General features: G+C 50.7%; 19 protein-coding genes. 8 read left to right on the top strand and 11 right to left on the bottom strand.

Going from position 1 to position 20,147, the window contains the following annotated elements:
* The first annotated feature begins 30 nt into the window (after positions 1 to 30).
* Positions 31 to 999, top strand: coding sequence for an NAD(P)-dependent alcohol dehydrogenase (locus PJDR2_RS02935; RefSeq protein WP_012772557.1), 969 nt, complete (start codon positions 31 to 33; stop codon positions 997 to 999).
* Positions 1,000 to 1,069: 70 nt separating this feature from the next.
* Here PJDR2_RS02935 and PJDR2_RS02930 read toward each other — a convergent pair whose 3' ends face one another.
* Both PJDR2_RS02930 and PJDR2_RS02925 read right to left on the bottom strand, forming a co-directional pair.
* The gene (locus PJDR2_RS02930) at positions 1,070 to 1,594 is read right to left on the bottom strand and encodes a DinB family protein (protein WP_012772556.1); all 525 of its coding nucleotides are present in this window, start codon (positions 1,592 to 1,594) and stop codon (positions 1,070 to 1,072) included.
* Positions 1,595 to 1,664: 70 nt separating this feature from the next.
* The gene (locus PJDR2_RS02925) at positions 1,665 to 2,573 is read right to left on the bottom strand and encodes a helix-turn-helix transcriptional regulator (protein ID WP_012772555.1); all 909 of its coding nucleotides are present in this window, start codon (positions 2,571 to 2,573) and stop codon (positions 1,665 to 1,667) included.
* Positions 2,574 to 2,717: 144 nt separating this feature from the next.
* Here PJDR2_RS02925 and PJDR2_RS02920 point away from each other — a divergent pair, with 144 nt between their 5' ends.
* Entirely contained in the window at positions 2,718 to 3,080 is a 363-nt protein-coding gene (locus PJDR2_RS02920; protein ID WP_012772554.1) for a winged helix-turn-helix transcriptional regulator, read from the top strand.
* 14 nt (positions 3,081 to 3,094) lie between these two features.
* Here the strand turns inward: PJDR2_RS02920 and PJDR2_RS02915 are convergent, their stop codons facing one another.
* The 3 genes from PJDR2_RS02915 to PJDR2_RS02905 all read right to left on the bottom strand — a co-directional run bounded on the left by PJDR2_RS02915 (position 3,095) and on the right by PJDR2_RS02905 (position 6,022).
* Positions 3,095 to 4,024, bottom strand: coding sequence for an alpha/beta hydrolase (locus tag PJDR2_RS02915; protein ID WP_012772553.1), 930 nt, complete (start codon positions 4,022 to 4,024; stop codon positions 3,095 to 3,097).
* 154 nt (positions 4,025 to 4,178) lie between these two features.
* Complete coding sequence (locus tag PJDR2_RS02910) at positions 4,179 to 5,330, bottom strand: enolase C-terminal domain-like protein (RefSeq protein ID WP_012772552.1); 1,152 nt, start codon at positions 5,328 to 5,330, stop codon at positions 4,179 to 4,181.
* Between the two features lie 95 nt (positions 5,331 to 5,425).
* Positions 5,426 to 6,022 carry a GNAT family N-acetyltransferase gene (locus PJDR2_RS02905; protein WP_012772551.1) on the bottom strand — a complete coding sequence of 199 codons (597 nt, stop codon included), beginning with the start codon at positions 6,020 to 6,022 and terminating at the stop codon, positions 5,426 to 5,428.
* Positions 6,023 to 6,198: 176 nt separating this feature from the next.
* On the opposite strand from PJDR2_RS02905, the gene PJDR2_RS02900 reads away from it, so the two are divergent.
* On the top strand, positions 6,199 to 7,440 hold the full coding sequence (locus PJDR2_RS02900) for a mechanosensitive ion channel family protein (protein ID WP_012772550.1): 1,242 nt from the start codon (positions 6,199 to 6,201) through the stop codon (positions 7,438 to 7,440).
* A gap of 315 nt (positions 7,441 to 7,755) precedes the next feature.
* On the opposite strand, the gene PJDR2_RS02895 is transcribed toward PJDR2_RS02900, so the two are convergent.
* Positions 7,756 to 9,231, bottom strand: a complete 1,476-nt coding sequence (locus PJDR2_RS02895) for a sulfatase (RefSeq protein ID WP_041613858.1) — start codon at positions 9,229 to 9,231, stop codon at positions 7,756 to 7,758.
* 207 nt (positions 9,232 to 9,438) lie between these two features.
* On the opposite strand from PJDR2_RS02895, the gene PJDR2_RS02890 reads away from it, so the two are divergent.
* On the top strand, positions 9,439 to 10,242 hold the full coding sequence (locus tag PJDR2_RS02890) for a helix-turn-helix domain-containing protein (RefSeq protein WP_012772548.1): 804 nt from the start codon (positions 9,439 to 9,441) through the stop codon (positions 10,240 to 10,242).
* 20 nt (positions 10,243 to 10,262) lie between these two features.
* Here the strand turns inward: PJDR2_RS02890 and PJDR2_RS02885 are convergent, their stop codons facing one another.
* A complete protein-coding gene (locus PJDR2_RS02885) occupies positions 10,263 to 11,600 on the bottom strand; it encodes a PLP-dependent aminotransferase family protein (RefSeq protein ID WP_012772547.1) in 1,338 nt (445 codons plus the stop codon).
* Positions 11,601 to 11,747: 147 nt separating this feature from the next.
* Between PJDR2_RS02885 and PJDR2_RS02880 the strand changes: the two genes are divergently transcribed.
* From PJDR2_RS02880 to PJDR2_RS02870, 3 genes are all read left to right on the top strand, one after another.
* Positions 11,748 to 12,710, top strand: a complete 963-nt coding sequence (locus PJDR2_RS02880) for a DMT family transporter (RefSeq protein WP_012772546.1) — start codon at positions 11,748 to 11,750, stop codon at positions 12,708 to 12,710.
* A gap of 421 nt (positions 12,711 to 13,131) precedes the next feature.
* Entirely contained in the window at positions 13,132 to 13,551 is a 420-nt protein-coding gene (locus PJDR2_RS02875; RefSeq protein WP_012772545.1) for a DUF1259 domain-containing protein, read from the top strand.
* A 46-nt stretch (positions 13,552 to 13,597) separates the two neighbouring features.
* Positions 13,598 to 14,020 carry a DUF1259 domain-containing protein gene (locus PJDR2_RS02870; RefSeq protein ID WP_012772544.1) on the top strand — a complete coding sequence of 141 codons (423 nt, stop codon included), beginning with the start codon at positions 13,598 to 13,600 and terminating at the stop codon, positions 14,018 to 14,020.
* 77 nt (positions 14,021 to 14,097) lie between these two features.
* Here the strand turns inward: PJDR2_RS02870 and PJDR2_RS02865 are convergent, their stop codons facing one another.
* The 4 genes from PJDR2_RS02865 to PJDR2_RS02850 form a co-directional block, all read right to left on the bottom strand.
* A complete protein-coding gene (locus PJDR2_RS02865) occupies positions 14,098 to 14,949 on the bottom strand; it encodes a metallophosphoesterase family protein (protein WP_012772543.1) in 852 nt (283 codons plus the stop codon).
* A 13-nt stretch (positions 14,950 to 14,962) separates the two neighbouring features.
* Complete coding sequence (locus PJDR2_RS02860; RefSeq protein WP_012772542.1) at positions 14,963 to 15,781, bottom strand: DMT family transporter; 819 nt, start codon at positions 15,779 to 15,781, stop codon at positions 14,963 to 14,965.
* 230 nt (positions 15,782 to 16,011) lie between these two features.
* Complete coding sequence (locus tag PJDR2_RS02855) at positions 16,012 to 16,779, bottom strand: DeoR/GlpR family DNA-binding transcription regulator (RefSeq protein WP_012772541.1); 768 nt, start codon at positions 16,777 to 16,779, stop codon at positions 16,012 to 16,014.
* 113 nt (positions 16,780 to 16,892) lie between these two features.
* Positions 16,893 to 17,861, bottom strand: a complete 969-nt coding sequence (locus tag PJDR2_RS02850) for an MraY family glycosyltransferase (RefSeq protein WP_041613856.1) — start codon at positions 17,859 to 17,861, stop codon at positions 16,893 to 16,895.
* A 201-nt stretch (positions 17,862 to 18,062) separates the two neighbouring features.
* Between PJDR2_RS02850 and PJDR2_RS02845 the strand changes: the two genes are divergently transcribed.
* Positions 18,063 to 20,111: a LuxR C-terminal-related transcriptional regulator gene (locus PJDR2_RS02845; RefSeq protein ID WP_012772539.1), complete on the top strand. Its 2,049-nt coding sequence runs from the start codon at positions 18,063 to 18,065 to the stop codon at positions 20,109 to 20,111.
* Positions 20,112 to 20,147 lie beyond the last annotated feature (36 nt).

The raw sequence follows: 20,147 nt of genomic DNA, 5'->3' as shown, positions 1-20,147 counted from the left end.
TTGGTAAAAAACAACTAAGGGGGAATTTTTATGAAAGCCATCGTATGCGAGAAATACGGAACGCCGGAGGTTCTTCGATTTAAGGATGTAGAGATCCCCGATCCCAAGGAGCAAGAAATACGGGTAAAAGTATATGCGGCCGTCGTAACCCCCTCAGACTGCTCCTTCCGGAGAGCGGATCCTTTTTTCATTCGTTTTCTATATGGACTGAGAAACCCCAAGCACCCTATTCTGGGCGTCGAGTTTGCCGGCGAGGTTGATTCGGTCGGCAAGGATGTAACGCTGTTTAAGAAAGGCGATCAGGTATTCGGCATTAGCCCCCATCGCTTCGGAACTTACGCTGAATACGTCTGTTTGCCCGAGAACCAGCCGGTATTTCTTAAACCAAACAATGCGGCTTACGATGAAGCCGCCGGTCTATGCGACGGAGCCTTAACGGCCTTAATCTTTCTTCGGGATCACGCCAAAATTCAAACGGGGCAAAAGGTGCTTATTAACGGCGCATCCGGAGCGGTTGGCGCTTACGCCCTGCAGCTTGCCAAGTATTACGGGGCCGAAGTAACCGGCGTATGCAGCAGCCGCAACTTTGAATTGGCGAAGTCTTTGGGGGCAGACACGGTTATCGATTATACCAAGGAGGATTTCACTCGGGGCGACCAGACCTATGACGTTATTTTTGATGCGGTAGGCAAGCGTACTTACCCCGAGTGCAAAGGCTCCCTTACGCCGCAAGGCATCTATCTTTCTACCGTCCCCACCGGTGGAGCTATGCTGTCCATGCTTTGGACTTCGAGGTCCCGCGGCAAGAAAGCGATCTTTACCGCTGCCGGCCTCAAGCAGAAGAAAGAGAATCTGGCTTTTCTCAAAGAGCTTTTCGAAGCCGAAAAAATCAAATCGGTCATCGACCGGCGCTATCCGCTTGAACAAACGATTGAGGCACACCGGTATGTCGAGACCGGACGCAAAAAAGGCAATGTCATCCTTCATGTTTCTAGTTAAACGACAAATCGCCTATCGCCAAGCCGGACAGCTCAGACGGATAGGCGATCTTCAAGTTAATAATCAAATTCTACGAAACGGCTGTTACCGTCTCAGGCTGCCGGTACAAATAAAGAATGTAGTCGGTCATCGTGGAGGCATAACCTAGCTGGCGCAGCATCGTAGATACATTGCCCCGGTGATAGGTCCCGTGATTAGCGGTATGCAGCATAATTTCAGCTAAACTTGTCTCGCGGACTCCGGCATAGGGATTGTTAAGCGTAATAACCTGTTCCGCATCCGACCCGCTTCCGAGCCACTCTTTGAATTGACCTGCCAGCTCGGCAAAGAGCTGAATGTAGTCGTCCACCGTCCCCAGAATACGGCCGCTTAACGGCATGCATTCCTGCAGCGCCGTTCCCATATCCGTTCCCGATAGCACCAAATACCACATTTTATCTACCGCATAAATATGATTCAGAGCATGAGCAAGCGTTGGATAAGAGCTATTCACTTCCTGATGCAGCACAGCGGGCGGCAGCTCCTTGATTCTCCCCAGAATGGTTTGGTTCGCCCAAAAGTGGTAGTTCAAGATTTCCGCCGGATAATTTTTCATGATTCATCGACTCCTTTTGACTGGTTATGTACCCAGTATAAAAAAAGTAGTATGACAACAGTGTGTCATACTACTCGTAAAGGTTTAGCGTCATTTGCAGCTGCTTTTTCATGACGGCCCGAAGTTCCAAGGGCTCAAGCACTTCCGCGCCGCTGCCAAAGCCAAGCAGAATCGACCATAACCAGGCTGCCTCAGCCGGCTTATAGACGGGAATCCGCATCGTCATGCCGCCATCGGAATGAAACGTCTTCGGGACGTAGCCGAAATGATCCATCGCATCCGCCAAGGCTTCCGGCCCTACTCTAACAACGACATCCTCAACCAGACTCGAATCCCCGACAGAAGGGCCAGCTTCCTCCGGCACCTCCTTATGCGGCTCAAAGCAGCGCTCCGTCTGCAGTGCCTCCACCATGCGGGATAACCGGAACTCCCGATAATCGCAGCGCGTCAAGCAATAGCCGTAAATATACCAGCTGCCGTATTTGAAGTGAAGCCTGACCGGCTCCAGCTCGCGGGTGGTCCGTTCATTCTTCGCGTTAATGTAGTCGAACCGGATCACTTTCCGCTCTGTAATCGCCGCGCGCAATAAAGGCAGCGTCTCCGGATCCGATCTGCGCGTCTCGAAATCTACGGCTAGACTTGGAGTCCGCTGCTCGGTTCCGACAGTTTGCAGCCTCTCGATTGTCCCTTGCGCGCGCTCGTCTTCAAACACGGTCGAAAGTCCTTTAAGCACCGTCACCAGGGCATTTACGTCATAGGAGCCAAGCAGGCTTTTATCCATCTTGAAGCCTTCCAGCATGCCAAAGCCGCCCTTGTTACCCTGATAAGAGACAACCGGAAAGCCCGCCGCGCAGATGACGTCAATATCCCGGTAAATCGTTCTCTGGGATACCTGAAACTCCTCAGCCAGCGCATTGGCCGGCAGCACGTCGTTATTCAGCAGCTTATAGATAATGGAGATCAAGCGCTCCAGCTTCATGGGTATCTACCGCCCGTCCGTTCGTTTATATATTCTTAAATAATCGCTAACAGGTGTTTCCATCCGAAGAGGGAATCAATATATTACAGGATATAAGCTTTGTCAATGATCATGACCGTATTCCGACAGACAGGAGTGATTGGTATGAATGAATTCGAAGAGATGGAGTCTCCCTGCCATTACAGACGCGCCTTGGAAATTGTCTCAAGCAAATGGACGGTGCTTGTTTTTTACGAGCTGGAATCGGGCAAAAGGCGTTACAGCGATCTGAAAAGACGGGTGGAGGGCGTCACGCAAAAGATGCTCACCCAGACGCTGCGCCAGCTGGAGAGGGACGGTCTTGTCGTGCGGTATGTTCATCCGACAGTCCCGCCTACCGTAGAATACGAGCTGACGCCCCTTGGCCAAACCTTGATTGGCCCGATGCGGATTCTGCATCAATGGACGGACGCCCATTACGATTCCGTGCTAAGAGCAAGAAAAGCTTTCGACGCCATCACTTCTTAAGACCCGGCAGCAGCTCAACTAGCAATCGTTCCCTTATACAATCTTCCAAGCACCTGATTAATTAACGCATATACATCATGCCCATCCTCAAACACGTCCGTCAGGGCATAAAACAAATGGATCATACCGGCATAACGCTTATGCGTCACCTCGGCCCCGCTTGCGATAAGCCGCTGGCTGTATAACTCCCCTTCATCTCGCAAAGGATCGTATTCCGCCGTCACTACGATTGCCGGCGCCACGCCGGCGGTGTCTCCATAAAGCGGTGAAGCGAGCGGGTTCGCTCGGTCAACATCGGAGTTCAAATAATGTCCCGCGCAATATTCGAGCAGAGCCGAATCGAGGAAATATCCCTCGCCGTATATACGCTTCGAGGCATAATCACCCGCCCAGTCCGTCAACGGGCATAGCAGGATCTGAGCCGCAACGGAGAACGTTCCCCTGCTTACTGCCTGCTGTGCCACAATGGCGGCCAGGTTGCCCCCGACGCTTTCTCCGGCTACGGCAATTCTCTCCGGATCCAGCCCTAGCGATGAAGCCTGCCGATACACCCACTCCGCCGCATAGACGGCTTCTTCTACGGGTACGGGAAATTTATGCTCGGGAGCCAAGCGATAATCGACGGAGATTACGGCATGATCTGTAGCAGCGGCCAGCTTGCCGCACATCGGATCATAATGACCCATCCGGTTAAACACGAATCCTCCCCCATGGAAGAACACAATCGCCGGCAGCGCAGGACGGTTGGAAGGACGATAAATTCTTACGGGAAGCGGACCATGCGGCCCCTCCAGCGTAATATCCTCCGTCCCGGCCAACTCAACGCGATCGGAGATAGCGTTAGCCACAACAACCTTTCTGATCTCTTCGGGCGACAGCAAGTGCAGCGGCGGGAAACCCGCGATATCCTCCAAAAATCGTTTTGTCGCTTCAGGCATCTTCATGTTCCGTTCCTTCTTTCCTTGAATTTGGAAGTTCCATGAGATAACCTTATTCCATTTTCTCCGAAGCCGTAAGACGGCACTTTAAAGTGGCTTGCTTACAAAAAAAGACCAGAGCCGCAAAAGCTAGCGGCACTGATCTTTTGGACGACGGGAGTTAACGGCTCCAGCCGTTCTCCAGAACCTGTCTTGCAAACAGCTCCCCTTCAAATTCGAGGCCAAAGCCCGCCTTTTCCGGTACATAGAACTTGCCGTCTTCCACCCGGTAAGCGGACGTGTCCATTCCTTCTATTGCAATATCGTCGTATTCGACAAACTCAAAGTTGTTAATCGCAGCCGCAATATGCCCAAGCGCATAAATGCCGTATGCATTGCCGTAGCAATGCGGCGCCGACCGAAGTCCAGCTTGGTCAAGCTCCGCGCCAAGCTCCAGCCAATGCGTAAAGCCCGGATAAATAACATCGTATTGCAGCACGTCAACAAGGCCTTTTTTCGCCCAGCTTACCAGATGAGGAGACGCAAGCCCTTCTCCGTCGGCAATAAGTACATTCTGCCCGCGTTCCCGGAGCCATGCCTTCAGGTCGGCATACAAGGCATCGTCCTCGTGGAAAGCCTCTTCAATCCAATGCAGATTCACATCTTGGACGGCTGCCAGCACTTCCTTGGTCAAATTGAGATTATACGCGTTGTTGGCATCAATCATAATCTTTCCTTCAGGTCCGGCAATCTCGGCGACGCCATGAATAATGGCGATATCCCGCTTCGTTCCTTCCAGCACAGGCATATGTCTGCCGCCGCGGCCAACTTTAATCTTGAAGTTGCGGTGGCCTTTGGAGAAGCCTTGGGCAGCCTCTTCTTTTAGCAGCGCGACCGCATCCCGCTCATTTGCCAAGTGCAAGTCGTCAAAATAGAGAGAGGTATCATAGCAAGGGACGACTAGAGGAGATCCCGGAGCACGGTTAACCGCGGACACCAATTCATACACCGGGGTATTTAGTCTGCGTCCCAGCCAGTCCAGAATCGGGTATTCGAGCGGAATGCGGTAAGGCTCAAGGATTCTGCCGTTCAAATCAAACAGATCTATAAGCCTCATTCCTAGAACGGCTTCCGCGAGCTCCTCCGTCATCGATCCCGTGTGACCAAACCCCGTGTCCCCGTCAATCGTAAGGCGGGCGATACGGACCGAGCAATGCTTGCCGTGATTGCCAAGCCTGCCGTTTGAACCCGCGTTTCTCGCGCGCTCGCCCGTAAGAGTTGCAACCTCGATCTTTTCTACTTTCCATTCAGGCTGAATAAGAGATAGATTCATCGTCGTTTCACTCCTATTACTTAAGGGATAGTTCCAACTCCATCCAATATATTACGCATTAAACTAATATGTCAAAATAAAATATATTCATTATATTAAAATAGATTCATTTCATGAAGAAGCTTCTCTCTAACAAGAGGCCACTCCTCCTCCAAAATGCTATAAAACACGTTATCATGAACCGTTCCGCCATCCGTCGCATCCACTCGATGCCTTCGAAGTACGCCCTCTCTCACTGCCCCAATCTTCTCCAGCGCTCTTTGCGACCGCAGATTGCTGCCGCTGGCAGAGAATTGGACCCGAATTACGCCAAGCTCTTCGAAACTATATTGAAGAAGCAGCAGCTTGCAGGCCGGGTTTATTCCTTGTCCCCAGAAATCCGGGGCCATCCATGTCCACCCGATTTCAACGTTCCGGTTATTCGCGTCCAGATCGCCAAGCCGGGTTGTCCCGACCATGCTTCCACTAGCTTTGTCGATGATTGCAAACGGAAGCTGAGTTCCCGCGTCCCTGCTTACCAGAGCGGACTCAAGCGCCAACTCGATCGCTTGCTCCGTATTGTTCCTCCGCCAGGTCATCTCCCAGACCCTCGGATCGCTAAGCAGTCCGGCAAGTTCCTTCACGTGCTCGGCCTGCAAAGGCAGAAGAATAACCTTACGGTTTTCCAACGTCAGATTCGTACGAAATTTCATAGCGAGCCCTCCTTTTCCACTATCCTACCAATAGGGATGGGGCAGCATGAATGCAGGAAGAAACCGAATATTTGTATTATTTTTCAAGCATGTCTACAGGTTGACGGGAAGCCCGGCTTTCAGTACCATCGTTTAATAGAAAAGCCCCAGGGGCTCTATGGATTGAAGGAGGAGTAATGAATTATATTAAAGATTTGCTTGTCGATTTAGGAGTCAACACCAATCTAGCCGTCTATCTTGCCAGCATTGCCATTGTTATTATCGCGGGAATCGTAAGCATAGCCGCCAACTTTGTAACCAAAAAGGTTGTGCTTCGCATCGTCAGCCATTACATCCGGAACAACCGGTACCGCTGGGACAATTATTTGCTGGATCGCAAAGTGTTTCATAAGCTGTCCCATATCGTTCCTGCCATTATCCTTTACTATTTCTCGTTCAGCTTCTCAGCCTACCATTCTCTTATTCTGAAGGGAATTACGATCTATCTTATTATCGTGGTCCTGCTGGTGCTGGATGCTTTCCTTAACGCGGTTAACGATATTTATAGAACTTACGATATTTCCCGGAGCCGTCCCATCAAAGGATACGTTCAGGTAGTCAAAATCTTTCTGTTCATTATCGGCGGGATTCTGGCCATCTCGAACCTGATCGGCGAAAGCCCCGTTATTCTTATCAGCGGGATTGGCGCCTTGTCCGCCGTTATGCTGCTCATCTTTAAGGATTCGCTGCTTGGCCTGGTTGCGGGCATTCAATTGTCAACTAACGATATGGTCCAAGTAGGCGATTGGATTGAAATGCCCAAGTATGGAGCGGACGGAGATATCATTGATATTTCGCTGCATACCGTCAAGGTGCAGAACTTCGATAAGACGATCACCACCATCCCTTCGTATGCCCTTATTTCGGATTCGTTCAAGAACTGGAGAGGCATGCAGGATGCCGGCGGCCGGCGCATTAAACGAGCCGTGTACATCGATATGAACAGCATCGCCTTTTGCACGCCCGAAATGATTGAGAAATTCAAGAAAATTCATCTCCTGAGCGAATATATCCTTGATAAAGAAAGGGAGATCATTCATTACAACCTGGAAAACGAGATTGACCCTACCGTTTCGGTGAACGGCAGAGCCATGACGAATATCGGCGTGTTCAGGGCTTATGTTGAGCGTTATGTAGAACAGCATCCAAAAATCCATAAAGGCATGACGCGGATCGTCAGACAGCTCGCCCCAGCGGAGAATGGACTGCCTCTCGAAATATATGCCTTCACCAATGATATTAGCTGGGCCGTCTACGAAGGCGTTCAATCGGATATCTTCGATCATGTTCTGGCCGTTGCGCCGGAATTTGGATTACATGTCTTCCAGAACCCGTCCGGTCAAGACTTCAAGAGCTTGCCGAAGGTCGGGGCTTATTAACTGACTTGCAGGATGCTGACGCATCGGGCTCGTACTAAGGTTATAGAGATTATGCTGCGCCTTGATCAGAGCTACGTTGGATTTCATCCAATAGATTTGAAGCATAAGGACTTTATTTGAGGCTAGATTGGAACTCTCAAATTGATGCTCCAAACACCAAATCTGCTGATTCTAGTGGATGAATTCCAACGTAGATGCTTCTTTCGTGCTTGATTGGGCTATTATAGTGGACGAAATCCAACGTAACCGTAGACAGACAAAAAGAGACCAGCCCGTCGTCAACAAGTGTTGACTACTGGGCTGGTCTCTTTAGATTTACAGCTTATCTTTCCCCTCTATTTCACGAGGGTGCCTGCGGATCAGCTCCGGCACGGCATCTCCTCGTCCCGTCTGCTCAAGCCGCTTCAAGTAACGAGGCAGCGACCCCTTCGCATGATAAGGACCGCCCTCCTTCATGACCGTCCACAGCGGATCCGTATCATACGGCATTGAGGTCATCATCCGGTCATGCCAATCGTTCAGCCAATAGACCGCTTCCCTGCACAGATCCTGCCGCTCCGCCGCAAGATTGATCTGTTCATGCGGGTCCTCGGCAATATGGAACAGCATCTCCTTGTCAAACAGATGATAGCCGTCATGATACGTGCGGATGTAGAGCCAATCGCCGAACCGTACGCTCCGCTGGCATACATGCGCGCATTGCGACACAACCAGATATTCTCGTCCCGCTTCTTCGCCGGACTGCAGCACCTTCGCGTAGCTCGAACCGTCCCAGCTTGGCATAGGCTGCCGGCCGAGGAGCTCGGCTATCGTTGGCGGCAGATCCAAATGGTAATGGAGGCCCTTATCGACAATTCCCTTCTGCATGCCCGGCCAGCGAATAATCATCGGAATCCGGCAGGTACCCTGATCCGCCGTACCATGCTCCCCGTATATCCCAAGCTCGCCCATGTTCTCGCCATGATCGGCCGTAATAATGATGATAAGCTCCTCCATGACGCCTTTTTTCTCAAGCAAGGCAAATAATTGGCCGATGTTCTCATCCATGAAGCGGACGCCGCAATCATAACCATCCACCATGCGTCTCAGATCATCCCGGCTGCGGATATCTCCCGGATGTCTCGGATAATTCGGCGAAGTAGCATTATCGTACATGTTGATTTCGCTTGCGCTATGCGGTCCTACCTTGCGCATGTGCTTATCAAGCACTTCGCCTGTAATCCACTCCGGCAGCGGATCATCCTTAAAGGGATTGCCGAACGATTCCGGCGCCCGGTACGGGGTATGCGGATCCCAATAATTGACGTACAGCATCCAGTTATCCTGCTCCGCGTTCCGGTCAATCCAGTCCAGGACAACAGGCGTTACTTCCTCCGCGGATTCCATTCCGCCTTTGCCCGTATTGTAGATTTCGTTAAATCCGGCATAAAAGGTCCATGCGGAATGTCTCTCCCCAAACGGGCTGACAAGCGCGGTACGCATTCCCGCCTGCCGGAACAAGGCTGGGAAGCTTTCGGACGCAAGCCGGTCGCGAAAATCCCTTGATGCGCCTTCATGACGAACGTCCGCGGCAGACCCGCCATGCCCCACAACTCCGTTATGAATGCCAAACCGTCCGGTCATTAAAGCCGTTCGGGATGGGAAGCAAGGCGCGTCGGAGGTATAGTAATTATCGAACCGGACGCCCTGCGCGGCGATCCGGTCAATATTCGGAGATGTTTGGCGGGGGTAACCGTAGCACCCCAGATGATCCGGCCTTGTCGAATCCAAATCCAGCAGCAAAATCCTCATAATCATGCTCCTCTCCTTTAATCCGTTTGCCATTATGGCTGTACCCGTATTATAGGTTTGGAGCCTCGGCCGGGTCGACGTACATTCCATCCTGTCCATGTACATTTCAACGGTTCTATATGCGGATAAGGTTAAGATCTGCCATTTACCCGAACCGGTTGTTTTGCTAGTATTTGATAAGAAATCACTGCAAAGGACGGGGATCTCATGCTGCAGCTGTTAAGCGTAAATTTCGACGACCGCATTCCGAATTGGCGCACCCAAAGCGAGGTGCTCAGCTATCATGTCCTTGTTCTGGTTACGGACGGTAAAGTGAAATACACCATTAATGGGCAGGAGATTATTGCTGAACGGGGAGATTTCCTGTACATCCCGCAATCCACGCTTCGCAGCGGGGATACCATTCCCGCCATTCCTCATCAGAAATACACGGTTTTGATTACGACGGAGCCTGGAAGCAAGCTGGGTATCCCTTTTTTTGATCAAGGCGAATTTATCCGATTCCGGCTGTCCAACCTCCATTACATGCAGCGCAGATTCATGAAGCTGTTCGAAGAGATGAGGGGCGGCCGCAGCTTTCGCTCTTATATTTGCCTCGGACTAACGCAGGAGCTTGTCGGCCTGCTTGCGAGAGAACTGGAGAAGCCGGAGGTAACTCCCGCCAAGATGCTATACGCGCAGCTGGTGAAGCAGTATTTGCTGGACCATTACCGCGAGCATGTGGAGATCGAACAGCTTGGGGAGCTTATTCATCGTTCTCCGAATTACACCACCGCTCTGTTCAAAGAGGTATTCGGCCAATCACCCATCCGCTATATGCATCAGCTGCGCCTGCTTGAAGCCTGTCGTCTCCTGCTCCACTCCGACATGACCGTTGCGGACATCGCTCAATACTTGGGTTACTACGATCCTTCGTATTTTTTTCGGATGTTCAAGAAGCATGTCGGCCTATCGCCGTCCGAATTCATTACCCGCGGCAGAATGGAGGACTTGTCCCAGCTATTCCCTTAAGCAACGTCCTTCCACGCTCATCAGCTTCCCTTACGCGCCTCTTCCGTAATTATTCGGACTCCTTCTTCAATCTGCTCAGGTCCGGTCTGGGAAATGCTGATCCGCAGAAACTTCTCCTTATCCAGATAATTGGACAGGTAGAATCCCTTGCCGGACACGACGCTGACGTTCCTTTCCGCAAGGCGCTTCAATAGTTGCTCTACGTTCACCGTCTGCTTCAGCTTGAAATGCGTGTATATCCCCGAACGGATATCCGGAACCTCCATTAATCCCGGCTCGTTATGCCGCTTCACCGATTCGTTCAAGGCCAACATTCTCGCCGCGTACAAGCCCGCTATCTTATGCTTATGCCGTTCGTACATGCCGTTCTTGATATACACCTCAAGCGCCGCCTGGGAGAGCAGCGAGGTATCGGGGTATATTTTATAGGCATAAAAGGTCTTAAGCAGCCTTTCCGGCAATACGATTGCGCCTAACCGCAAGCCAGGGAAGATAATCTTGGAGAAGCTTTTTACATAAATGACATACTCGCCTCCATCGGAGGCGTAAATCGGGCCCAATTGCCGGTCTGCCCCAAGGTCGGCCATATAATCGTCCTCCAGGATGTAGACGCCGTATTTGCCGGCCAGCTTGGCCATTGTTCTCCGTTCCTCCGCGTTATACGAAGTGCCAAGCGGATTATGATACCTCGACATCGTGTAAAAGAATTTGATGCTGCCGCTCTTGAACCAATGCTCGAGCTCCTGAAGATCGATGCCCGATGCCGTTCGGGCGATGCCATGCACCGGAATATTCTCCGTCTCCAGAAACCGCAAATACCGGTCATAGCTGGGCTGCTCTAAGAGCACGGCTTCCCCGCCGTTTGGGAACGGCATCTTCGCCAATATCTCCAGCGCCTGCTGCGCGCCGGAGGTGACGAAGATTCTCTCTACTTTGGTGAACACCTGATCACTGGCCAAATGCGAAACAAGCGTGTGACGGAAGGACTCCAGCCCCAGCGGATCGCCGTAAGTAAACAGGTCGTATTTATAAATATCGATCGCTTTGTTGAGACAATGCTGAAAATCCAAATAAGGAAATGCGTCCAGGTCCGGCAGGACCGTCGCGAAGTAGATCATGCTGCTGTCCCGCTCATCGCGCCAATCGCCGGGCTTCACAACAACGTAGTACCCGCTTTGCGGCACCGAATAAATAACGTGGCGTTTTTCCAACTCCGCGTAAGCCCTCGTAATGGTGCTGATGCTGCATCCGTAGGCTTCCGCGGCAATGCGGACGGAGGGCAGCTTTTGACCGGGACGGTATTTTCCCTGCCGGATTTTCTCTTCCATATCGGATAGGATCAAATTATATTTTTTCATTCTGTCCTCCATGCGCTTCAGCCCAACTGTATCGATACAGTTAGGGTAAAACGGCGTTGTTTGGGTAACCGAAATCCCGTATCTTCAAATCAACGGTTACAGACGTTCGCGAACACGCTGCCGTAAGCTCTGAGAGGATGATGCAACATGGGTCACAAGGAAATGAGGCTTCCCTATTTCCTCGCCGTGCTTAACGCGGTCATTATCGGATTATCTTTTTTATTCGCCAAGACGGCACTGGATTACGCCAGTCCACTCGATACGCTGGCTTTTCGTTTTACCTCATCGTTTTTGGTTATGTCCATCCCCGTGTTATTCGGCTGGATTAAGCTTTCCTACCGCGGCAAGCCGCTCCGTAAAGTGCTGCTGCTGGCATCCATGTATCCGCTTGGGTTCTTTACGCTTCAAGGGTACGGGCTGCAGCATGCCAACTCGGCGGAGGGCGGCATTCTGTATGCATTCACGCCGGTCGTTACGATGATTATTGCCTCTATGTTCCTGAAAGAAACCACGACCGTTCTACAGAAGCTGTCGATCTTCCTGTCGGTGTTTGGGGTGGTCTTTATCTTTGTTATGAAAGGCAGCAGCATTGATCTGTCCAATCTGCTTGGCATTTCGCTGCTATTGCTGACCTGCTTTGCTTTTGCCGGCTATACCGTTCTGGCCCGTTCATTGTCCAGGCAGTTCAGCCCGGCGGAAATCACTTATTTGATGATGGGCATCGGCTTTGTCTTTTTTACGGTTACATCATTGACGAGCCATGCCTCAGCCGGGACCCTTTCCCATATATTCGCGCCTCTGGCGAGCGGAACCTTTATTGCGTCGCTTATCTTCCTGGGCATCGTATCCTCCCTGTTAACGGCACTAACCTCCAATTACATTTTATCCAAGATGGAGGCATCGAAAATGAGCGTATTCGCCAATCTCTCTACCATCGTGTCGATGACGGCCGGAGCCGTGTTCCTTGGGGAAGAAATTACGATTTATCATCTGATCGGCTCGGTGCTGATCATTGCCGGGGTTATCGGCACGAACAGACTTGGCCGGAAAAAGACAGCCGGACACGAGAATAGCCAGAAACTAAACGCTGTAAACCATTCAAGGAGTTGAAGATCAATGTCATCAACCATCGCAATTGGCAAAGCGGCTGTTCCGGTACGTGTATCTTCACGATTTCAGGTTGAGAAGACGATGGTTTGGAATGATTTCCATACAGATTAACAATAATTTAGTTGTTTCGAAAGAAACAGGGCCGGGAATGCGCACCAAAGCGTGAGCATTCCCGGCCCTGTTTATAGCGCTTGTTCAACATTAACGGACGCTTTGGAGCTCGGACAGCTCCAGCACTTCGGCTCGTCTTTGGTCTAGACCATAGGTCAAATTCCGCCAATGTTAGCGGATGACGTTTTGCAGTTATAAGGGAATGGCTAGGAGCGCCAATAGGACATTTTCTTAAATCTAGTAAATCCGCACAGCGCGCTTTACTAGATTCATCATAGATTACAGCAGTACTGATTAAAGGAGGATTTATATGGCGCAAAAAGTAAAAGTAAGTCCGCAATTCACAAGGCTGTGCAATCAATTCTCGAAAATTCTGGGAGGTGAATCGGAGATTGAAGCAGGTCCGGTTTGTTTTGTCACGAGGATGACGAACTTAAAAGAGACCATTTTGGGCAGAAGAACCCGTTCGCCTTTGGTTCAAATGCAAATGTTCTCGTTCGAGTCTCTAAGCGCTTCGGGCCGCGCGCTTTGTTTAGGCGAGACTGCCGTGCATCAAAATCAGGTTAATCGATTGATGTCGAATCTTCGCAAACGCGGAATCAAAGTAACTTCTCTTCATAATCACTGGCTTAACGAGAACCCGCGCTTAATGTATATGCACTGGGAAGCTAATATGGATCCTGTAGAGTTCGCCAAGAAAACCAAGGCATCTATCGCATTCCTCGGCTAATGTTTGAGCATTTTTTTATTTCTAATCATGAAAGGATGATCCGTAAATGGCGCAACCTGTAAAGGCAAGTCCTCAGTTTATAAAAATTTGCAACCGATTCTCCTCCATTTTGGGCGGGACAGAGCATGAAATTACGAAAGGACCGGTTTGTTTCGTTACAAGAAACAGAGTAATAAAAGCCTCTATTTTAGGAAAACGCACCGCGTCCCCTCTCGTTCGTTATCAATTGTTCTCGTTTGAGTCATTGGACAGTTCCGGACGAGCCCTCTGTCTGGGAGAAACAGCGCTTTTCCAAAACCAGGTCAATCGCTTGCTGTCCAATCTTCGCAGGAACGGCATTAAAGTTACGGCCGTTCATAATCACTGGTTGTTCGAGAACCCGCGGCTCATGTACGTTCACTGGGAGTCCATTGATAATCCTATTGAGTTTGCTAAAAAAGTAAAACGTTCGATCGCTTTCTTGGGTTAATGATTAGCCTCGTTTAGTTACAAACAAAGGGAATTCGCTTCTACGGCGATATCCCCTTTTTACATAGCTATAGCTGGTCACTCCGGAATCTCCCACTCATACCGAACCTTCTCGAGCCATTGGCCCGCGGCAAAATCCCGCCCTCGGACGATGATACGATCCTCGTATACTTCTACGAACAGCCCCTGGCTGCCGTCCTTATGCTCGTCTTCATCCGTCCAGAGGTAAGCAACGGATGCCGCATTAAACATGCGGGGCAATTGTTCATCGTCATACAGGGTATGAGGCGCTTCCAGCTCCCAATGCGTATGTCCGGTAAACAGAATGGCATGCCTGTGTCTGGACAATACTTCCTTAAGCTGTTCATCTTGGGTCACGCCGTACCAGTTCTGCGACTCGTAGGAGCCGGCAACCGTATCCTTAAGCGGCTGATGCAGAAACACGAAGGCGGGGCGATTAAGGCTCTTACTCTCCTCTAACTTGCCATCCAGCCAAGACAGCTGCGCTTCCGAAAGGAACGAGAATAGGTCTAACCCCTGCTCGGTTCCGAGAAAGATAAAAGAATATCCCTTCACCCAGTGATCGTGATACGGCCCGCCCATCTCCGTGGCATTCAGATAAGCGCCCAGTCGCGAAGGCCATTCTCCCCCGCCGACATCATGATTGCCGGAAGCAAAATAAGCGGCTGGCAGTCCTTCTCCATGCTCCCGCCATATTTTACGAAACTCTTCATACTCTTCCGCATGCCCATGGTCGGTAATATCGCCTACATGCATAATGCCGTCGCTGTCTGGCGCTTCCCGTTTCATATCCTCGAGTGCCCGCGCCAAATTGCCATTATGCGTATGTCCGGGATCCGTTCTCACATGCGTATCGGTAATCACCTGAAATTGAAGCTTTGCCTTCTCTTTGCCCTCTTCACTTCTCATTCTCAGACCCTCCTTAAATTCCTAATATCCCCACAAGCAGGATGCCGGCGAAAATGATGCTGGCGGAGGCTAGCCGCAAGGCGCCTTTTCCTTCCTTCAACAGCCATACGCCCATAAAGGTCCCAAAGACGGTGCCAATTTCCCGAAGCGGTGCTACATAAGTCAGCTGCGACATGCTCATGGCAAATAAGAACAACAGGTAAGAGCCCGGAGACAAAATGGATCCCGCCACAAGCAGCTTGCCGTTTTCCTTTATCTCCTTGACCCAGCCTATCTCCCGGAATCGGATAAACGGGACAAGCCCCAACATAAACCCGATATTCGATATCTCTAACAGCACAACCGGCGAAAAATGCTGCAGGTTCACTTTGTCTACCATGACATAGGCCATTGTGCAAAATCCTACGGCTACAATAGACGACAGTACTTTCCCCGAGGCTTGAAACCGCTGCTTCCTCCGATGAAACCCGCTTAACAGGAAGAACCCCAGGGCAATTAATCCGAGACCCAGCCAGCCCCACGTCGACAACCGCTCGTTCAAGAATATAACCCCGCACAGAGGCAGCAGGAAGGTCGCTATCCCTCTCATCATCGGGTACACCTGGGACAAGTCGCCTAAGGTTAAGGTTCGAGACAAGAAGTACGCATACCCTGCCTGAATGAGCAGAGATAGGACCAATAAAACATAACCGGACAACGGCACTTGAACGGAGACGATCTCCGCTATAAATTCCGGTAGAAGCAATAGAGTAGCAGGTATATAGATCATGAACAAAAACAATTGCTTATTCCCGCTCTTCTTCGTGAGCAAATTCCAGATGGCATGAGCCACGCCGGATCCTAATACAAGCAGTACGGCAAGCGAAATAATGACCCCTCCTCACAAATCCATTACCTATCCAAATAACACACACAAACACACATAAATACAACTTTACGCAAATGTTAGCATGAGCTTTTCACCCTGTCAATTGAGAAAATCTCTGTCGAGGTTAAAAAAGGAGCAACCAAGGGGAAACAAAAAAAGAACCCTCATGGAAGGCTCTTCTTGTATCTAATCTCCTATTTGGATTCAACAGTAATTCCGGCTTTCTTGTATCGCTCAAGGATATCCGGGCTTAGCCCGGAGTCCGTAATAATACGCTCAATCTTATCCAGTCCGCATACCGGCGTAAGCGATACGACATCAAACTTGCTGCTGTCCGCAAGCACGATAACCCGCCTCGTCCGCTCCAGCATCCTCTTTTTCAATTGAATCTCGCTAATCCCGTAATCCGTCAGCCCTTCGGTCAAGGAGATGCCGCTCATGCTCATGAAGAACAGGTCGGCATGGAACTGGGAAACAAACGACTCCGCATAATCTCCAACCGCGCATTGTTCCGAATTACGCACGACCCCGCCGACAAAAATAATCGTGAACTGAGGCTTAGACATAAGAATCGAAGCGATCGGAAAGGAATTGGTTAATATCGTTAACCGTTCGAAACGGGCCGCCAAGGCCTTGGCGAACTCCGTATTCGTCGTGCTCACGTCCAGGAACAAGGATTGCCCCTCTTCCACGAAACGAAGAGCCGTATGGGCCAATTCGCGTTTCTCGGGATGCCTCTTCGTCTCCCGCACGGTGAAGGGAAGCTCTTTCCGGTAGTCCGCCTGAGGCAAGGTCGCCCCTCCATGAACCCGTTTCAAGAAACCTTCCTGCTCCAGATACTCCATATCTCTTCGGATCGTCTCGAACGAAACGCCGAATCTCGCGATTAAATCGGCCGTCTTGACCGACTGAGATTCATGAAGCAGCTGTATGATTTGTTGATGCCGGTCATGTATAAGCATGGATACTCCCCCAATATTGCGGACTTCAATACACTATTCCTTCTAGAATACCACAAAAACACACATAACAAAAAAAAGGCCGGAAACCCTAAACAGGCGTCCGACCTTAGACTTTATATTTCTACCAGCATAAGAATAATAGAGGACAAGCCAAGGCATGTACCCATTAAACACAATACCATGAGCGCCTGCTTATGATTAAGCCCCGCCCGCAGCAGACGGTAATGAGCCTGGCTCGCGTCCGCCTGGTAGATGGCCTTCCCTTGCAGGAAGCGTTTCAGCATGACATACAAGTTATCGAAGATCGGAACCCCTAAAGCAAGGATTGGGATAAAAATAGAGAGCGCCGTCGCTTGCTTGAAAGCCCCGTCGAGCGAAATAACGGCAAGCATAAACCCGAGAAAAGTCGCTCCCGCATCGCCCATAAATATTTTGGCCGGAGGTTTGTTGAATCTTAGGTAAGCTAAGGTTATGCCTACTAGAATAATCGCCATATTAGCAGAGTTCGACTGCCCCATCGCCAGCGCTACGATAAACAGAGTCATCGCGGAGATCGCGGACAGCCCTCCCGCCAGCCCGTCCAGCCCATCCGAGAAATTGATGACCGTCGTCACCCCAAAGATCCACAGCGTCGTTAAAACAAATTGCAACAGGACGGGAAGCTCAACGTAATGGCCGGAGAACGGATTAACAAAGCCGGTAAACACAACACCCGAGGCGTAAACCAAGACAGCGGCGGAGAGCTGAACGATCAGCTTCGGCAGCGCGGGAAAATCCTTCCCTTTCGTCTTATACCAATCATCAACCGTACCGATCGCCAGCAGCAATAAGCCGCCTAGAAAGATCGCCCCCGTCTGCATGGAGAAATCCCGTACCACGGCTAAATAAGCGATAAAAAAACCAATAAAAATCGCATAACCGGCCGTCAGAGGGATCGGCTTCCGGTGCAGCTTACGCTCGACATCTTTCCTGGGCCTGTCTACGAAATCAATCTTAAACGCAAGCTTGCTGAACGGAGGAATCAACACGAGTACCGTTACAAAGGACAGCAAAAAAGCAGCAACGTATAAAATCGCAATCACCACCAATATGTAAATATACCTTATCTCTCATTATATATTTAGCACGAAAGGTGTCGACTGATGATTCACTGACTGTCGACTGACGCTGAATTATAACCCGCGGGATTCGACAGCCATTGTAACTCAATACGTTTACACTATGAGATGTTTATATAATCAAAGTTGAGCCGCCTGAGCCGCGGCAAGAGGTGATCCCCTAATATGGCTAAGGAGCAAGGGTATCTTAGACCTGCCGATAAATTTGAAGCTCCTCACAGCAGAGAACTTTATGGCAGGGACCGGGAAGTTCAGCTGTTTATCGAATTGCTGGAGACACCGTCTACTGTCAGGAGAATGATCAGCGTTTACGGTACCGGCGGTGTCGGAAAAACCGTGCTGCTTCGGGAATTCGACCAATTAGCGAGGCAGAGGGACATTCCGTTTGTTATGGTAGACACCAGGTTATTTGCCCATACGCCAGCGGAGTTCTGCATTTTTCTGTTGCGGACACTTCATACTCCGATACCCGGAATGATGCGCCCAAACGACACGGCAGCGTTAACTGAATTATGCCGGGAGGTTATACTCGGGGCGGGGAAGCCCTTTGTTCTGGCCTTAGATACATTCGAAGAAATCGGGGAAATGGAGCACTGGCTGCGGGACAGCTTCATAAACCGGATGCCGGAAGGCATTATTATCATCCTAAGCGGCCGATTCGCCCTGCATCCCTCCTGGCGCGCTTTTCCGGCTTGGCAGCGAACCATCTACCCGCTTCCTATCCGGGATCTTGATTATGAGGCAGCCCGGTCTTATTTGCTCAGATGCGGGATTGCGTCAGACGAGACCATCCGTTCCATCTGGTTACGAACGCGCGGCCACCCGCTTTCCCTCGCGCTCCTTGCCTCTACTTCGCTTGTAAACGTTGATAATGAGGGGCGCCCCTCTAACGAAGACGCTTGGTTTAGCCATATTGTACAAACCTGGCTGCGGGAAGTACCCGATTCGGATATGAGGGAACTGGTCGAATCCGCCGCCGTTGCCCGTCACTTCAATCAGGAGATGCTCAGCCGCATGCTGGGCAGACCCGTAACAACGGAGCAATTCAGAAGGCTAATCTCCTACTCCTTTATTCAACGCATGGATCGCGGCTGGCTGCTTCATGAGCTGTTAAGGGAAGCCATCTCCAAGGATTTGCGAATGCGCATGCCGGAACGTTACAACCGGATTTGGCAGCGCTGCCTTCAGTATTATTCCAATAAGCTCAAGCAATCGGCGAGGAATAAATCGGTCTCCTGGGAGAACGCGGAATTTCTCTATTATATCGGCAATCAGTTTGTTCATTTTCTAATGTACCGGCAATGGGTATCCTACAGCGTAGAGCCGCTTGGACCGGGCAATTGGAAGGAAGCCGAGCAATATATCGAGCGGCGCAGACGTACGGCGAAGGATTCCTATATCCCCTTCTCCGCGCAGGATGGCACGCATATTCAATTCTGCCTGTCTAGGCAAGAGAGCCTCCTGGTGCTTGACCAGATTCGTCTTCAGGAGCTGTACGAGCTGGAGCCGGGCAGCGTAAAACTAATCCGCAACGGCGAGGATGAAGTATGCGGATTAATCGAGATTATTCCTATTCACGCCGGGACAATCGATTATTTGAGGACAGCCAGGATGTCCCGCGCTTATTTCACTGCGTTGCCGGAGGAATTGCTGCTGGAGCTCGCGGTCCAGCCCCCCAGCCATTCCGGTTACTTTGTCAAAATTCTCGACGTTTATGATTTCGCTGACGACGTCATGATGCACGCGTCTTTATCGACGCTGATCAGTCATATTCTCTCAACGGGTTATATCGTCGCCGCGCCCATTGGCAATCCGATCTCCCATGCCATTTGCACAAGCCTTGGTCTCGAGCAGGCTGCCGGGACCGGCAATCTCGATTATGACAACGTTACGCCCGCTCCCTATTACATTCTGGATACGCGCGGCAATAAGGTGAACCATTACGTGGATAAAATGATTGCCGCACTTGGCATGCAGGAGGAGGGAAAAGAGGCGGAAGCCGAAGGATTTGCCGAAGAGGCCCTGCTCTCCTTACTGTCCCGCCGTGAACGGGAGGTTCTGGATCGCGTGATCCTTGGACGGTCTAATCTGGAGCTCGCCAGGGATCTTTGCTTAAGCGAAGTAACCGTCAAGAAGCACCTGGCCAATATATTCCGCAAGCTTGAAGTGAAAAGCCGAACCCAGCTTATCCATAAAGTATCGGGACGCACCTAGGCAACATCGAAAAACCGCTCCTTCGCAGGAGCGGTT

It is taken from the genome of Paenibacillus sp. JDR-2, assembly GCF_000023585.1.
Taxonomy (GTDB): domain Bacteria; phylum Bacillota; class Bacilli; order Paenibacillales; family Paenibacillaceae; genus Pristimantibacillus.
Note: the sequence above shows the minus strand (reverse complement) of the source record. Positions and strands in the feature narration are given on the sequence as shown.

What these genes read in the sequence shown, in the direction of transcription:
- PJDR2_RS02900 (WP_012772550.1), top strand. Translation starts at nt 6,199, where the DNA reads ATGAATTATATTAAAGATTTGCTTGTCGATTTAGGAGTCAACACCAAT.
- PJDR2_RS02915 (WP_012772553.1), bottom strand. Translation starts at nt 4,024, where the DNA reads ATGAAGATGCCTGAAGCGACAAAACGATTTTTGGAGGATATCGCGGGT.
- PJDR2_RS02935 (WP_012772557.1), top strand. Translation starts at nt 31, where the DNA reads ATGAAAGCCATCGTATGCGAGAAATACGGAACGCCGGAGGTTCTTCGA.
- PJDR2_RS02890 (WP_012772548.1), top strand. Translation starts at nt 9,439, where the DNA reads ATGCTGCAGCTGTTAAGCGTAAATTTCGACGACCGCATTCCGAATTGG.
- PJDR2_RS02930 (WP_012772556.1), bottom strand. Translation starts at nt 1,594, where the DNA reads ATGAAAAATTATCCGGCGGAAATCTTGAACTACCACTTTTGGGCGAAC.
- PJDR2_RS02845 (WP_012772539.1), top strand. Translation starts at nt 18,063, where the DNA reads ATGGCTAAGGAGCAAGGGTATCTTAGACCTGCCGATAAATTTGAAGCT.
- PJDR2_RS02905 (WP_012772551.1), bottom strand. Translation starts at nt 6,022, where the DNA reads ATGAAATTTCGTACGAATCTGACGTTGGAAAACCGTAAGGTTATTCTT.
- PJDR2_RS02885 (WP_012772547.1), bottom strand. Translation starts at nt 11,600, where the DNA reads ATGAAAAAATATAATTTGATCCTATCCGATATGGAAGAGAAAATCCGG.
- PJDR2_RS02880 (WP_012772546.1), top strand. Translation starts at nt 11,748, where the DNA reads ATGGGTCACAAGGAAATGAGGCTTCCCTATTTCCTCGCCGTGCTTAAC.
- PJDR2_RS02855 (WP_012772541.1), bottom strand. Translation starts at nt 16,779, where the DNA reads ATGCTTATACATGACCGGCATCAACAAATCATACAGCTGCTTCATGAA.
- PJDR2_RS02865 (WP_012772543.1), bottom strand. Translation starts at nt 14,949, where the DNA reads ATGAGAAGTGAAGAGGGCAAAGAGAAGGCAAAGCTTCAATTTCAGGTG.
- PJDR2_RS02895 (WP_041613858.1), bottom strand. Translation starts at nt 9,231, where the DNA reads ATGAGGATTTTGCTGCTGGATTTGGATTCGACAAGGCCGGATCATCTG.
- PJDR2_RS02920 (WP_012772554.1), top strand. Translation starts at nt 2,718, where the DNA reads ATGAATGAATTCGAAGAGATGGAGTCTCCCTGCCATTACAGACGCGCC.
- PJDR2_RS02870 (WP_012772544.1), top strand. Translation starts at nt 13,598, where the DNA reads ATGGCGCAACCTGTAAAGGCAAGTCCTCAGTTTATAAAAATTTGCAAC.
- PJDR2_RS02875 (WP_012772545.1), top strand. Translation starts at nt 13,132, where the DNA reads ATGGCGCAAAAAGTAAAAGTAAGTCCGCAATTCACAAGGCTGTGCAAT.
- PJDR2_RS02910 (WP_012772552.1), bottom strand. Translation starts at nt 5,330, where the DNA reads ATGAATCTATCTCTTATTCAGCCTGAATGGAAAGTAGAAAAGATCGAG.
- PJDR2_RS02925 (WP_012772555.1), bottom strand. Translation starts at nt 2,573, where the DNA reads ATGAAGCTGGAGCGCTTGATCTCCATTATCTATAAGCTGCTGAATAAC.